This window comes from Chryseosolibacter indicum, from assembly GCF_018598585.1.
Lineage (GTDB): Bacteria > Bacteroidota > Bacteroidia > Cytophagales > Cyclobacteriaceae > Chryseosolibacter > Chryseosolibacter indicus.
In genome coordinates, this window is the sequence record NZ_JAHESD010000005.1 from 88,034 (window position 1) to 104,077 (window position 16,044).

General features: G+C 39.2%; 12 protein-coding genes. 6 read left to right on the forward strand and 6 right to left on the reverse strand.

What is annotated here, in order from left to right:
• Positions 1-61: 61 nt before the first annotated feature.
• The gene (locus KK060_RS03835; protein ID WP_254152301.1) at positions 62-1,834 is read left to right on the forward strand and encodes a chloride channel protein; all 1,773 of its coding nucleotides are present in this window, start codon (positions 62-64) and stop codon (positions 1,832-1,834) included.
• Here KK060_RS03835 and KK060_RS03840 read toward each other — a convergent pair.
• Both KK060_RS03840 and KK060_RS03845 read right to left on the reverse strand, forming a co-directional pair.
• Positions 1,831-2,247 carry a response regulator gene (locus KK060_RS03840; RefSeq protein ID WP_254152303.1) on the reverse strand — a complete coding sequence of 139 codons (417 nt, stop codon included), beginning with the start codon at positions 2,245-2,247 and terminating at the stop codon, positions 1,831-1,833. The two genes, KK060_RS03835 and KK060_RS03840, sit on opposite strands and share 4 nt — an antisense overlap.
• A gap of 80 nt (positions 2,248-2,327) precedes the next feature.
• Positions 2,328-2,759: a response regulator gene (locus tag KK060_RS03845; protein WP_254152305.1), complete on the reverse strand. Its 432-nt coding sequence runs from the start codon at positions 2,757-2,759 to the stop codon at positions 2,328-2,330.
• A gap of 172 nt (positions 2,760-2,931) precedes the next feature.
• On the opposite strand from KK060_RS03845, the gene KK060_RS03850 reads away from it, so the two are divergent.
• On the forward strand, positions 2,932-3,117 hold the full coding sequence (locus KK060_RS03850) for a hypothetical protein (protein ID WP_254152306.1): 186 nt from the start codon (positions 2,932-2,934) through the stop codon (positions 3,115-3,117).
• 409 nt (positions 3,118-3,526) lie between these two features.
• Positions 3,527-7,165 (forward strand): chemotaxis protein CheB, encoded by a 3,639-nt coding sequence (locus KK060_RS03855; RefSeq protein WP_254152308.1) that lies wholly within the window; start codon positions 3,527-3,529, stop codon positions 7,163-7,165.
• A gap of 112 nt (positions 7,166-7,277) precedes the next feature.
• On the opposite strand, the gene KK060_RS03860 is transcribed toward KK060_RS03855, so the two are convergent.
• The 4 genes from KK060_RS03860 to thrA all read right to left on the reverse strand — a co-directional run bounded on the left by KK060_RS03860 (position 7,278) and on the right by thrA (position 12,413).
• Complete coding sequence (locus KK060_RS03860) at positions 7,278-7,583, reverse strand: hypothetical protein (RefSeq protein ID WP_254152310.1); 306 nt, start codon at positions 7,581-7,583, stop codon at positions 7,278-7,280.
• Positions 7,584-7,682: 99 nt separating this feature from the next.
• A complete protein-coding gene (gene thrC, locus KK060_RS03865; protein WP_254152312.1) occupies positions 7,683-8,999 on the reverse strand; it encodes a threonine synthase in 1,317 nt (438 codons plus the stop codon).
• 20 nt (positions 9,000-9,019) lie between these two features.
• Positions 9,020-9,976, reverse strand: coding sequence for a homoserine kinase (locus tag KK060_RS03870; RefSeq protein WP_254152314.1), 957 nt, complete (start codon positions 9,974-9,976; stop codon positions 9,020-9,022).
• A complete protein-coding gene (thrA, locus tag KK060_RS03875) occupies positions 9,966-12,413 on the reverse strand; it encodes a bifunctional aspartate kinase/homoserine dehydrogenase I (RefSeq protein WP_254152316.1) in 2,448 nt (815 codons plus the stop codon). Before thrA ends, KK060_RS03870 begins: the two co-directional genes overlap by 11 nt.
• 353 nt (positions 12,414-12,766) lie before the next feature.
• Between thrA and KK060_RS03880 the strand changes: the two genes are divergently transcribed.
• From KK060_RS03880 to KK060_RS03890, 3 genes are all read left to right on the forward strand, one after another.
• Positions 12,767-13,300: an acyl-CoA thioesterase gene (locus KK060_RS03880; RefSeq protein ID WP_254152318.1), complete on the forward strand. Its 534-nt coding sequence runs from the start codon at positions 12,767-12,769 to the stop codon at positions 13,298-13,300.
• Positions 13,297-13,677 (forward strand): hypothetical protein, encoded by a 381-nt coding sequence (locus KK060_RS03885; RefSeq protein ID WP_254152320.1) that lies wholly within the window; start codon positions 13,297-13,299, stop codon positions 13,675-13,677. The genes KK060_RS03880 and KK060_RS03885 overlap by 4 nt, the downstream gene beginning before the upstream one ends.
• Positions 13,678-13,833: 156 nt before the next feature.
• Positions 13,834-16,014, forward strand: coding sequence for a sodium-translocating pyrophosphatase (locus KK060_RS03890; RefSeq protein WP_254152322.1), 2,181 nt, complete (start codon positions 13,834-13,836; stop codon positions 16,012-16,014).
• Positions 16,015-16,044: the final 30 nt, after the last annotated feature.

Consider the following 16,044-nt stretch of genomic DNA (forward strand, 5'->3'; position numbering starts at 1 on the left):
GCCGTTTAAATACAGGAATATAATTATTTAAATATTACGCTTCTTATATTGGCACTTCAATATGAAATTACTTATTAGTTTTCTCAGAAGGCCACTTTTGTTTTTAAAAGGCAAGTTAACAGAACGAAATTTCTTCATTGTCTCAAGCATCATTGTAGGCTTGATATCCGGTCTTGCTGCGATGGCGTTAAAGTATTTTGTGCATTCAATTGAAAACATTGTTAATTACTATTCTCATAACTACGAGGAATTTCTTCTATTCGCCTTATTCCCTTTGATCGGAATAGCCCTTACAGTGCTCTTCATTAAATATGTGTTAACTGACAAAATCAGAAAAGGCAGCGCTGAGATTGTGTTCAGCATTATTAAGCGATCGGCCGTAATACCTACACGTGAAATGTATGCGCACCTGGTGAGCAGTGGATTGACAGTAGGTTTTGGTGGGTCGGTAGGTCTTGAATCACCAATGGTTAGTACCGGATCTGCTATCGGTTCTAATTATGGTCGGGTGTATAAACTACGATATAAAGAACGAACAATCTTACTAGGTTGTGGGGCTGCCGCAGGAATAGCCGCGGCATTTAATGCACCAATTGCAGGGGTACTATTTGCTATTGAAGTACTCTTAACCGATGTTAGTGCTTCGGCGTTTATTCCTCTTATCATATCAGCTGCATGTGGTGCACTTATATCGAAGATGATTTTGCTTGAGGGCGTGATCCTGACTTTTTCTCTTCAACAACCATTTAACTATCATAATCTGCCTTTTTATGTCCTCCTCGGCATTTTAGCAGGCATTGTTTCGCTATGTTATGCCCGCATCTTTGAGGGTATAGAGCATTTCTATAAAAGGATACAAAGCAGATGGGTTAAAGTAGTTACAGGAGGTATTATTCTCTTCATTCTCATTATGCTCTTTCCTCCCTTATACGGCGAAGGATACAAAACGATTAAGGCGATAGCCGATATGAATGCAGAAGTATTAACACAAACAAGTTTATTAAAGAGCATTATTACGAATGAAACCCATCTATTAATTTTTCTTGCTTGTCTTATTTTTCTAAAGATAGTTGCCGCAGCAATAACACTAGGAAGCGGAGGCAATGGAGGCAGTTTTGGACCATCTCTTTTTGTTGGTGCATACCTGGGCTACGTCTTTTCAACGCTGGTAAACACGTTAAAAATAACCACTATCCCTGTAAGTAATTTTACCATCGTGGCCATGGCAGGTATTCTCAGTGGCGTATTCTACGCTCCCCTCACCGCCATATTCCTTATTGCTGAATTAACAGGTGGCTATGAATTGATGATTCCGCTGATGATTGTCTCATCGCTTAGCCTGGTAGTAACACACTTCTTCGAGCCTCTTTCCATGGAAGCGAAAAAACTCTCATTCAAATTAAATCAATCAATTGAAACAAGAGACAAATTGCTTTTGAGCCGGCTTGACCTAAGCACGTTGATAGAAACAAATTTTTCAGTAGTAAGTCCTAATCAAACATTGGCTAACCTTGTTAAAGTGATAGCATCGTCTTCCAGAAATATTTTCCCGGTAGTTGACGAAAACCAAAAACTAATAGGGCTCGTACACCTTGATAAGGTAAGGCAAGTGATCTTTGACCATTCGAAATACGATACAATAACCGTTCAACAATTAATGACACCTCCTGCAGCTGTAGTAGAGTTACGGGAGAATCTCCATCAGGCGCTGTCTAAATTTGACGCCACCAACCAATGGAATATTCCTGTAATTGACAATGGTATTTACAAGGGTTTCCTGTCTAAGTCTACCATTCTCACACGGTACAGACATGAACTGCTTGAGTCTGCCTAGTTAGGCAGTTCTACTGTTTCAAACCAATAATGAAAGAAGCTGCTAATCTTCTTGTCAGTGTCCAAGCTTGTGTCGGGCTTTTGGATAAACGAGCTTGCCCCAGCTTCGTAGCATTCCTGGACGATTTTATCATTTACCACCCCGCTTAATACAATAACAGGGATATGATTATAATGGGCTGATGCTTTTAATTTTGATAAAATTTCAACCGCATTTGAAGGCCCTGCATTGTAATTCAGCAGTATCAGTGATGGATATTTATTGGATTCCTTGCATTGCTGTAAATAAAGAAAAGCCTCATCGCTACTTGTTACAAAATTAAGACTTACCTGATAACTGTTTTCATTAAAAACTGCCTTAGTTATATAACGGTCATCCTCGTCATGCTCAAGCATTAAGATTGTACGGCTCATGAATATAAATTTGCCTACAATATAATATGAGGATAGCTAATAAAGAATACCTGTGTTAACAACTGAATTTGTAAGGGGTATTAAGACAGAGACATCTGTTTGATAGCATGAGATGTTGCTATCCTTGACAGACCGATTTCTGCAATTGCTGTGAGGAAGTCATTGACCTGAACGGGCTTTGCCAAATAACTATCTGCTTTAACCCCATGTAATTCAACGTAGCGTTGCCCATCTTTGGAAGACACAAAAACCACAACGGGGATATTTCTTTTAAGATGATCGGTTTTTAAATATTGCAATATTTGAATACCATCGACCTTGGGCATTCTTATATCGAGTAGAATTAATGAAATCTCACCTGGTCCTGTTTCAGACAAATAGTGCAATGCCTCTACCCCATCATTGATGTGTAATACATTTTCGATATGTAACTTTTTCAGGGTGTAAATAGTAAACTCTGCATCTTCGGCGTCGTCTTCTATTAATAAGATTCTAACACGGCTGCAATCCATAGTCGGTATCAGGTTATTTACCTATCGCTTTAAATAAGCAATAGTAATAGTCAGGTATACAATACTAACCAAATAAGGAGGAAGTACAAGCGACCTTCTTTATTGATATACTAATCTTCATGTTGGGGGCATGATTTTAGCACTACCATAACATTAAATAAAAGGAAGCGTCATGGAAAATGAAAAGAAGAAAACCCAAGAGGAATTGACTCCAATTATTGATGGAGATGCACGTCCTGATATTGACCTGGAAGCGAAAGGAGCAGATGATAAAGAAAGTAAAGATCAAGACAAAAAATTTACGTCTAACAGGGCTAGTGACGTAAATAAAATTGAAAATTATAAGGACGAGAAATAGTCCGGAGGAATAAGTTAAACACAAGGAGGGTATCTCTACCCTCCTTACCACTATACTGGCATAGTTTTTTACGGCTGATTTATGGCTATTTTTCTGTCACCCACTATGCTAACTCAAGAAGTAAGTAATTACTGTTGTAATCAAGAATTTACCTCAACCAAATCCGTCAGGACTTTAATTATGATGAGGAATAGACTCATCAATAAGGTCCGTAATGCCTTCACCTTTTCCCATGTTTATGGCATTCTCCCAACTTCAGCAAGCATACATGACTATAACATCTGTTTAAACGAGTTACCGTCATCCTTAAACAATAGGTTTCTTTAGCGAAAGAGGTGACAAAGACCGGTTGAAATATTTAAAATAAGTAATAAAATTATCGTTTTAATTTAAACGTGGCCAGCAGGGAATGACTACTTCGTCTTCTTCAGATCATTTCATAATAGGTATCGGAGCCTCTGCAGGAGGACTTGAACCTATTCATGAATTTTTCGACAATATGCCTGACAACACAAATTTTTCATTTGTGGTAGTCCAGCATCTTTCACCTGATCATAAAAGCTTAATGGGTGAGCTGCTTGCAAAACACACGCGCATGCAGATAAAGGAAGCTGAAGAAGATATGGTCCTGGAGAAGAACTGCGTTTACCTAATCCCGAGCAAAAAGGTAATGACCCTTTCCCGCAATACGCTGAAGCTTCACGACAAAGAACGCTACCAGGTACCTAACAATGCCATTGATACCTTTTTTGAATCATTGGCAAGGGAGAAGGGAAAAAATGCAGTAGGGGTTATACTTTCCGGCACAGGTACCGATGGGACAAAAGGGATTGAAGCAATAAAAAAACAAGGTGGTTTGGCCATAGTACAAGATCCTATTACAGCGGATTTTGACGGCATGCCCAACAGCGCCATAGCTACCGGACTTGTAGACCTTATCCTCTCCCCCGAGATGATAGCAGAGGAACTTGTCGAATACCTCCGAGATGCGCCCTATCTCAAAAACCTAGAACGTTTCAGTAAAGATGATGAAGCAGTTATAACTGACATTCTTCAATTAGTAAAAAACAACACGGGTCACGATTTCAGTTTATATAAAAAGCCCACCATAAACAGAAGGCTCGCAAAGAATTTAGCTGAAAAAGGATTTGAAAAGCTTACTGATTATTATAGCTACCTTAAAGAATATCCTGAAGAAGCAGCGAACTTAGGTAGAGAATTTTTAATAAACGTAACAAAATTCTTCCGAGATCCGGAAGCTTTCGAGGAGATAAAATCGAAAGTGATACCTGCCATTTTTGCAAATAAAAAACCTCATGATGTTATTAAAATATGGGTGGTAGCATGCAGTAGTGGCGAGGAGCCCTACTCTCTGGCAATGCTGCTCCATGAATACATGGACAACATAAGGTCTCATGACTACAATATAAAGATTTTTGCTACTGATATTGACAAGGAAGCACTGCAGCAGGCATCACTCGGTACTTACCCTGAATCCATTGCGAAAGATCTTACCCCGGAACGACTTAGCAAATTTTTCATCAGAGAAGGAAATAGTTACCGGATAATTCCTTCCTTGAGAAAGATGGTGGTTTTTGCTTACCACGATATTATTAAAGATCCTCCTTTCAGCAAACTTGACCTGGTTAGCTGCAGAAACATGCTCATTTATATGAATGTGAAACTACAGCGCCACGTTCTTAAATCTTTCCTGTTCGCCTTGAATCATGGAGCTTTTCTTTTACTGGGAGCAAGTGAGAATGTAAGCGTTCTCAAGGATTCGATGAAGGAAATTAGCAAGAAGTGGAAGATCTATAAATGCACGGGTAAATCAAGAGTAATGGATGCTGAAAGTCTGACTACACCAGTTCACGGCTCTAGCCTAGCTCACTTTACAGGGGCAAACAAACCCAAGAATGCAATAAACAACCTTGCTGAAATATTCAAGGAGACATTAATGGATGAGTATCGATACGCAGGGATACTCATTGACGAAAACATGGAGGTAAAGCATGCCATTGGCCATTTCAAAGAATATCTGAACTTCCCTGAAAACAACCTGACATTCAACCTCCTTAAACTTGTATCTGGAGACTTAGCTATTGCTCTCGGTATTTGCATTCGAAAAGCTATCCAGGAGCAGGAAAAGAACGTCATCCGAAATATCAAGTTACAAAATGACAAAGTCGAAAAAACGGTTAATATCATTGTAAAACCATATCTCCAACAACAAGACTATCAGCAATCGTTTATCTTTGTTATCATCCAGGAAGAGGAAGAAAAAAGAGTAAGAATTAAACGTTCATCCGCTAAAAGCAAAAACCTTGTTGACACCAAAAGACTTGAAGAGCTGGAAAGGGAGTTACGAGAGACAAAGGAAAACCTACAATCGGTAATTGAAGAACTGGAGTCATCGAATGAAGAACTGCTTACAAGCAACGAGGAGATGATTTCCGCGAATGAAGAGCTTCAAAGCACCAATGAAGAACTGCAATCTTTAAATGAAGAATTACACACGGTCAGTGCAGAACATCAATTGAAAATAAAGGAACTCATCGAATTAAATGATGATCTAAACAATTATTTCAATAATAGTGAAATAGGTCAGATTTTAGTTGATAAGCATTTGATTGTCCGGAGGTTTAGCCCTGCCGTTACCAGCCAGATCAATTTGATTGAAACAGATATAGGCCGCCCTATAAATGACATTACAAATAATATTAATGATATTGATCTTATCAGTGAAATCAGGAAGGTTATAATTACCAATGAGGTACAGAAAAAAGAAATAAGCATTAAAGACGGCAGAAGCTTCCTGATGAAGATCACCCCTTATGTAAGGCAGGACAGAACGATTGATGGTGTGGTTGTTAATTTTATTGACGTTTCAGAAATCAAAAATTTAAGTAGCATAATAGAAGGTGTCTTTAATGGATCCAAGAGCGGAATTAGCGCGAAGAGAGCTATCAGAAATGAGAAAGGAACCATAATTGATTTTGAATATATTACCGCTAATAAATCTGCCAAAAAAATTATAGGAAAGGACGATCTGGAAGGCAAGAAAACATCCGAGATACAAACCTCTCTTAATGATTACTTAGATAAATACGTTAAAGTTGTAGAGACAGGCAAAGACGAATACTTTGAGTTTTATAGTGATACGACACAATGTTGGTATGAAGTGTCAGCGGTTAAAATGCGCGACGGTGTTGTTACCACAATTACTGATGTAACACAGAAAAAGAAAGCTGCTGATCTTATTGCGCAAAGTTATAAAGATTTAAAAAATACCTCCTCCAAACTGCAGGAGACCAATTACAAACTCGAACAATCTAATCTTGATTTATTACAATTTGCGTCGGTAGCTTCACATGATCTGAAAGAACCGCTGCGCAAAATTCAAACTTTTGGTAACCTTCTGTATTCAAAAGTTGAAAACAAGTTAGAAACTAATGAAAAGAACTACCTTGATAAAATTGTTAATGCATCAAACCGGATGCAGGTACTAATTGAAGATGTACTAACATTATCAAAGCTAAGTAACACTGATATTCCATATTCATCAGTTGATTTAAAATCAGTTATTCAACATATAATAGACGACCTTGAAATAAGCATCAGGGAAAAAGGAACAGTAATCCATATCGGTAATCTTCCTCGTATTGATGCAGTACCTGGACAAATGCATCAACTCTTTCAAAACCTTATAAGTAATGCATTAAAGTTTAATAATAAGACTACTCCGATGGTGAAAATTGAAACAAGAGACCTTAACCCGAATGAGGCAACGGAGCATGACATTGATCCCGTATCTTATGTTGTAATTTGTGTTGAAGATAACGGCATAGGGTTTGAAGAAAAGTATAAAGAGAAGATTTTTGGCATCTTTCAAAGATTACACAGTAATAACCAGTACCAGGGAACTGGGATTGGTTTGGCAATCTGTAAAAAGATTGTAGATAACCATCATGGTTTTATTAAGGCAGAAAGCGAACCAGGAAAGGGAGCAAGGTTTCTGATCATTCTTCCCAAGAGACAAACAGCCTAGACCTTAATAAGGCTAAGACAAATTAAGCTATTACAAATAGTAACTCTTATAGGCTGTAATAGGTAAAATTTGATGTGCTTGAATTCAAGCACATCAAACTTTGCAGATTATTTTAAGCAAGAAGAATCAGCAGCAAAGCAATGAGTAAAATTGCGCCAACACTTAGGTAAACCCCGCCACTAACAACTTTCATCTCTTTTTTTATCTTCTTTACTTCCCCACGAAGGGCCTTCTTTTCTTCTTTAGAAAGCTTTTTGATATCCATTGCTTCTATCTCCTTTAGTCGCTCATTGAGCTTTTGGAGTTGTGCTTCCCGATGTTCAATTGGAAGACTATTAGGATCTGAAGCAAATGATGTTGTAGGGACAGACAATGCTATAATTGCAAGGACGAATAATACTCTAAATGCTTTTTTCATTTTAAATTACTTTTACAGATTGCACATAAGTGAAAATGTAAAGCAACTATTAAAATCCTATGCCTGCTCTTTACGAATAATAGGTACCACGGTTAAGGGCTATGCAGAGACGAGCTCCTCCAATAAAAGCTTTTTAAAATTCTTATACTCTCCTGTTCCCAACTTAATTGTATTCTTTCTCCCTTGTAGGAAATTTTGAAGTACTTCGGGTAAATGGATAGGTGCACCAATTACATGCTCAACAGTATCCTTAAACTTTCCCGGGTGGGCAGTCTCTAAAAATACACCTATAAAATCGCTCTTGTTCTCTTCCCTGTATTGGCGAAGTCCCAAATATCCAATGGCACCGTGAGGATCCATAAGATAACCTTTATTTGCATACACCTCCGCAAGTACCTTGGAAGTTTGAGAATCTGTAAAAGCATAACCTTTTATAAAATCTGTTATAGCGTTGTGATCTCCTCCAAAAATATCATTCAGACGCGCAAAATTACTTGGGTTACCTACATCCATAGCATTACTGATGGTCTGCTTACTTGGTCTTGGGGTAAATTCTTTTGTTTCCAAATAAACAGGTACGACATCATTGACATTAGTTGCTGCTATAAATTTGTATATCGGAAGGCCCATCTTAGAAGCTAACACACCTCCTGTTAAATTTCCGAAGTTACCACTTGGCACAGAAAAAATGACCGGTTTATTTTGCTTTACCAGCCTGCTATAGGCGTAAAAATAGTAGAAGGATTGAGGAACAAGTCGGGATATATTTATTGAATTAGCAGACGTTAAGAAAAACTTTTGCTTTAATTCCCCGTCAAGAAAAGCCTGCTTAACCAGCGATTGGCAATCGTCAAATGTTCCATCAACTTCAATAGCGGTAATGTTCTTACCAAGTGTTGTAAATTGCTTTTCCTGTATATCGCTTACCTTTCCTCCCGGGTATAGTACGATTACCCTTGTGCCTTCAACTCCGAGAAATCCATTGGCTACTGCACTACCCGTGTCGCCAGAAGTAGCTACTAAAACTGTAATTTCCTGCTTTTGTTCCTTCGCAAAGTAACCAAGCAGCTGAGACATGAAGCGCGCTCCAAAATCTTTAAACGCTAATGTAGGACCATGAAAGAGCTCAAGTGCAAAGGTATCCTTTTCTACCTCCACCAGAGGCGCATCAAATTGAATGGTATGATCAATTATCCTACCTAGTTCCGTTTTAGGAAGATCATCACCAATAAGTGACTGAGCAACTTCATAAGCTATTTCCTTAAATGTCCTTTCATGCAAGGTTTGGAAAAAACTAGGTGGTAAAACTGGAATTTGTTCTGGCATATATAAGCCGTTGTCCGGAGCTAGTCCTTCAATTACAGCTTCTCTTAGTGTAACCTTTCTGTTTTTATTATTTGTACTGTAGTATTTCATTTCAATGGGTAAGTTTTGTTTTATGCAGTGACCGCTTCTGCAATTACATACGCGCCTTTTCGATTTACTTCCGAAACATAGAATTCGCTATTTAGCTTATGTTTCAAAAATTGTAACTGCATAGCTCTTCCTACTCTATCAGCAGTTGAGTAGTTTTTAGAGAGCGCAAATAGCGTTGGCCCTGATCCCGAAATACCACAACCCAGTGCGCCCTCCTTCACAGCTGCATCTTTTATCTCGTTGAAGCCAGGAATTAATAAAGACCTTATTGGCTCTGCCACTACATCTTTGAGCGACCTTCCAATGAGATCGTAGTCAGGTTTCATTAAACCTGCTACAAGACCGGCGATGTTTCCCCATTGCGTTATAGCATCCTTTAAGGGAATGTTTTGACGAAGAACTTGTCTTGAATCTTCTGTCTTAAGTTCAATGTTAGGATGCGCAAGCGTACAATAGAGTTGCCCTGATAAAGGAATGTCGACGACATCGAGGGGATCGTACCCTCTTACAAGTACAACACCGCCCAATAGCGATGGTGCAACATTATCTGCGTGCGCCGCACCGCATGCAACACGCTCAGCCTCCATTGCAAACGGCAAAAGATCCTTTTTCTGAAAAGGTTCACCTAAAAGATAATTTATTCCTATCAACGCAGCTACTGCACTTGCTGCGCTTGATCCCATGCCACTACCCAGCGGAAGATTTTTATAGAGGGTGATTTCAACTCCCTGTTTAAGGCCAAGTGCGTTTAACAATGACATTACAGCAACACCTGCAGTGTTCTTATCTGCTTGCAAAGGAAGCCTCCCTTTGTCCCCTACTATAGATTTTATGACAACCTCTGCTGATGCATTTAAAGCTATTTCAACCTCATCGCCTGGCTGATCTACGGCAAAGCCTAATACATCAAAACCACAGGAAACATTGGCTACAGTTGCCGGTGCAAAGGCACGGATAATTTTCTTGTTATTTAGCATAGTGTCCTATTCTTATTATGTCAGCAAAAACTCCGGCGGCTGTAACCGTAGCGCCCGCACCCGGTCCTCTTATAACCATAGGTCTCTCATGATATCTTTCAGTAGTAAGGAGTATAATGTTATCACTTCCACTTAAAGAATAAAAAGGATGGTGACTATCAACCGAACCTAGCTCTACCTTAACCTTACCTTCACGCAGTACCGCTTTGTAACGCAGCTTTTCACCCTTAGCTTCTGCAGTTTTTAGAAGTTTTTCAAAAGAAGCATCGTGCCTTTCAAGCTTTTTAAAGAATTGTTCAACGCTCATGTCTCCCTGGCAATCTTCGGGAACAAGGTTCTGTACCGAAACTTGGTCGAGCTCTAATTGAAGACCTGCCTCTCTCGAAAGAATTAATATTTTTCTTGCTACATCTTTACCACTTAAATCATCACGTGGATCCGGCTCTGTGTAACCTTTTTCTTTCGCCTCTTTTACTACATCACTAAATTTTTTACCTGTTGTGTATGTGCTAAAGATATAGTTTAACGTTCCGCTTAAAACACCTTCTATACTTATTACCTTATCGCCACTTAAAAGAAGATCATTTAATGTATTAATTACCGGAAGACCCGCGCCTACGTTGGTTTCATATAGAAACTTTGCTCCTCTTTGAAATGCAACATTCTTGAGACTATAATACTTCTCATAAGAACCAGAATTTGCTTTCTTATTCGGAGTGACAATGGAGATATTAGATGCAAGAATACGCTCATAGCAATCAGTAACTTCTTCGCTTGAAGTACAATCAACAAATATACTATTGGTTTTATTCAAGGTTATCATTCGGTCAACAAAGCCCATCATGGACATTGCCTCTCCTTTAACCTTCATTTCTTCAATGCCGCGCTTCAAGGTTAAACCTTCTTCATTAAACAACATTCTCTTGCTGTTTGCTATTGCTATAACGTTAACCTCCAACAGGTTTTCTTTAGCAAGTTTCACGAACTGATCTTCAATCATCTGAAGAAGAGAATTACCAATAAGTCCGGTACCGACTAAAAAGACATTAAGCACTTTACGATCTGAAAGGAAAAAGGCCTCATGTAATGCATTTAATCCTTTGGCGACATCTGACTGGCGTATCACTACTGATATATTTCTTTCTGAAGATCCTTGCGCTATAGCTACAATATTAATCCCATTTTTACCCAGGGCAGAAAACATTCTACCACTTGTTCCTGGGCTGTGTTTCATGCCATCACCTACAACAGCAACAATGGATAAATCTCCTTCTATTTGTACTTCATCAATTTCTTCATTCCGTATCTCATTTTGAAATTCCTTTTCAATAGCACGCTTCGCATGGTTTGCAAGGGTGCTTTCGATAGCGATACAAATAGAATGTTCAGAAGAAGCCTGACTGATAAGAATCACATTGACTCTTTCTCTTGCTAATGTTGCAAACAAACGCATAGAGACACCCACAACACCTAATAAACCACTACCCTGCACGTTAAGCAGTGTGATACCATTCATAGACGAAATTCCTTTGATTAATTTTCCATTGGTGGATTCCGCGTGTATTACTGTTCCTTTGAATGTGGGATTAAAGGTATTTTTTATCCAGATAGGAATTTTGTTAACCATGGCAGGCTGCATGGTTGCAGGAAATATCACCTTTGCACCAAAGTGAGAAAGCTCCATTGCTTCCTCATAGCTCATCTGAGGAACGGTAAATGCCTTCTTTACCAACCTTGGATCTGCCGTCATCATACCGTCTACGTCAGTCCATATTTCCAGATCATGGGCCTGAAGCGCTGCAGCGAAAATTGCAGCCGTATAATCAGATCCGCTTCTACCCAATGTTGTGGTTTCCCCCGTTTCTGCTGTAGCTATAAATCCTGTGATAATCTGGACTTCTTTTTTATTTCTGAAATGTTCTCTGATGAGTTTATTTGTTACTTCGAAATCTACTTTTGCATAACCGAAATGATTATCAGTGCGTATTACATTACGCGCATCAAGATAAGAGGCTGAAATACCCTGGTCTTTCATTGCCTCTGAAATGATATACGCTGACAGCCTTTCTCCAAAACTCATAATGTAATCGAGGGTGCGTGGAGTCCTTTCCTTTACGAGATAGACGCCATGTAAAACATCCTCCAGCTCGTTGATCTTAATCTTTACCTGTGCGAGAATGCTACTTTGTTTTTGAATGCTAATAAGTTCGCGTACCGCATCGAGGTGGCGTTTTTCAATTTCTGTCAGCTTATCTTTGTAAGCCGCCTTTCCTTCTAATGCAAGGGTGCTAATTTGAATAAGCGTATCTGTAATGCCTCCAAAAGCTGAAAACACAACTGCGATTTCTTCCTTCAGATAAGGCTTTAAAACTTCTATAACATTTTGTATGCGCGGTGGAGTAGCTACTGAAGATCCTCCAAACTTGAGTACTTTCATTTATTTATTTGGCTAAGCTTTCTTGGGTAATGGCTTGACTTGAACGTTTGATTACTGCTCCAACTCCTTGAATTGGACATTAATCGACATGGGATGATATGGAGTATGATACGGGTTACCCCGTAATGATGGTAGTAATAGTTGAAATAATGGCAATAATGAAAGCACAAGCATCAATACCACAAACGGGTATCAGAGACGCATAGATGTTGTTTTTGCCTGCTTTCATTGTAATAGTTACCGAAATAATGAAATGATTGAATGGTTTGCAAAGTATTTTTTATGATTTTTGTGCGAACTAACATTTATTAGTACATCTCAAACGTTAGCATTTAATCTCTATATTCATAAACATGTCAAAAAAGAAGAAGTTTCCGCGCGAGTCATTTGTCAGCATGACGGAACTTGTACTACCAAACGATACAAATACTTTAAATAACCTAATGGGTGGGCGCCTGATGCACTGGATGGACATTGTTTCTGCCATTTCAGCACAGAAACACTCAAACAGGATTGTGGTTACGGCATCCGTAGATAACATTTCTTTTAAACATCCTATCCAATTGGGCAACGTGGTAACATTAAAAGCCAAGGTAACCCGTGCCTTTAATTCATCAATGGAAGTACGCATTGATGTTGAAGCTGAAGATGTACCTTCTTCCAAGAGGACAGAGAGCAACAGTGCATACTTTACATTTGTTGCAGTAGATCAATCAGGCAGACCAATAGATGTTCCGGAAATTGAACCAGAAACCGAAGAGGAAAAATCACTCTACGACGGAGCTTTGCGAAGAAGACAATTGCGTCTTATTCTCGCAAATAGAATGAATCCACAGGATGCAAAAGAGCTGAAATCTATTTTTGATATTAAAGAGACACAAAATTGAACGACATAATAGCGAAGAATCTCTACCAGGAAGAATTGTACAAAATCAACAGTTCGGTGATGATTGTACTTCCAACTCCGTGGCATAAGATTTTAGATGAAGAAAAGGCTCTGTTGACAAAAATTCTGAGCTCAGTTAAAACCAGTATTGATTCTGTTTTAATTGTTCAGGAGCCAAAACTCACGGAACAAGTTTTAGGGGTTTATAAACCTGGAAAAGTACTACTTTTCGGTTCATCTCTTGAAACCGACATCAAATCATATGAGAGACATGTTATAAATGGTGTTTCTGTGATTAAGGCAGATGAATTAGGGAAGTTGGATGATGTTAAAAAGAAAAATCTTTGGGTGGCCATGAAGCAGATGTTTGGTGTATGACTCCCGCTTAAACCCTTGATAATAAAGATGATTTTTTGGCCATTTTACTACTTATTCTATCTTTGCGCAAAATTTTTTAGAAGCCATCCCGATAAACCGGGGTGGTTTTTTTAACGCTTCAATAAACTATAACATATATCTGTAAACTTTATACCAATGAATAGTATCTTATATCTAATCCCTGCCTTTGGCGTAGTCGGGTTGATTGCAATGGCAATCAAATCGGCCTGGGTAACCAAGCAGGATGCCGGTGATGCAAAAATGCAGGAGTTGGCAGGTTACATCGCAAATGGTGCCATGGCTTTCCTGAGAGCAGAATGGAAAATTCTTGGCTATTTTGCTGTTATCGCCGCAATTCTTTTAGGATGGTCCGGCACACTGGTTGAAGATTCTCACCCTATTATCGCTATTTCCTTTCTTATCGGTGCAGTTCTTTCTGCTTTTGCAGGATATATCGGCATGAGGATAGCAACAAAATCAAATGTTCGTACTACTCAAGCTGCTCGTACAAGTTTAGCTAAAGCGTTAAAAGTATCTTTCACAGGCGGTTCTGTAATGGGTATTGGTGTGGCAGGGCTTGCCGTGCTGGGTTTAGGTGGACTTTTTATCGTATTCATTAAAGTTTTTGTTCCTGAAGGAGCTGCCATTACCGGTCTTGAAATGAAAAGAGCGATAGAAGTGCTCGCCGGATTTTCTCTCGGTGCTGAGTCTATTGCCCTCTTTGCTCGTGTAGGTGGCGGTATTTATACAAAAGCTGCTGACGTAGGCGCTGACCTTGTTGGAAAAGTAGAAGCAGGTATTCCTGAAGATGATGTTAGAAACCCTGCTACCATTGCAGACAACGTCGGTGATAACGTAGGTGATGTTGCTGGAATGGGTGCTGACCTTTTTGGATCTTACGTTGCAACCATCCTTGCGACAATGGTGTTAGGTCAGGAAATAGAATCGAACGATGCTTTCGGCGGTTTAGCTCCTATTCTCTTACCAATGCTTATAGCAGGTCTTGGTTTAATTTTCTCAATAGTAGGAACATGGTTTGTGAGAATTAAAAATGAAACAGACAGTGTGCAATCAGCACTAAACATTGGTAACTGGTCTTCTATTGTTCTCACTGCTATCGCTTCATACTTTGTAGTTTTATATCTATTACCGGAAAACTTAATACATCGTGGTGTGTCTTTCACCTCTATGGATGTGTATATCGCAATTATTATTGGTCTTGTGGTTGGTACGCTAATGAGTATGATTACTGAATACTATACGGCTATGGGTAAAAGACCAGTATTATCAATCATTAAACAATCGGGTACAGGACATGCCACAAATATCATTGGTGGTTTATCTGTAGGTATGGAGTCTACAGTGCTGCCAATTATAGTACTTGCAGGTGGTATCATTGGGTCTTACGCTTTCGCGGGATTATATGGTGTTGCCATTGCAGCGGCAGGTATGATGGCAACTACTGCTATGCAACTTGCGATAGACGCTTTCGGACCGATTGCGGACAACGCCGGAGGTATTGCAGAAATGAGTCAGTTGCCTGAAGAAGTACGTCACAGAACCGACAACCTTGATGCTGTTGGTAATACAACCGCTGCAACTGGTAAAGGTTTCGCTATTGCTTCTGCTGCGTTAACTTCTCTTGCTTTGTTTGCTGCATTTGTTGGTGTATCCGGAATTACGGCTATCGATATTTACAAAGCTCCTGTGCTTGCAGGCTTGTTTGTTGGTGGTATGATACCATTCATTTTCTCTTCATTGGCAATTGCTGCCGTGGGTCGCGCTGCGATGGATATGGTTAATGAAGTAAGACGCCAGTTCCGTGAAATTCCTGGTATTATGGAATATAAAGCCAAGCCTGAGTATGAAAAGTGCGTTGCGATCTCAACACAAGCTTCCATTCGTGAAATGATTGCTCCTGGTGCAATCGCTATTATCGTCCCTGTATTAGTAGGATTTATTTTCGGAGCAGAAGTTCTTGGTGGCCTTTTAGCAGGTGTAACAGTGTCAGGAGTTTTAATGGGTATGTTCCAATCAAATGCTGGTGGTGCCTGGGATAATGCTAAGAAGTCGTTCGAGAAAGGTGTTGAAATCAATGGCCAGACTTACTATAAGAAATCAGAGCCTCACAAAGCTTCTGTAACTGGCGATACCGTTGGAGACCCTTTTAAAGATACTTCAGGTCCTTCTATGAATATCCTTATTAAATTAACTTCAATTGTTGCGCTTATCATTGCTCCGCATATTTCTGAAAAACATCATGAAACTGCTGACAAAGAATTAACAAAGCCAACAACTGAAGTAGTTTCTAAAGTAGAAGACGCTTCAAAATTCTAATTGATTTTTGTTTTTTGTTTACTTAAAGAA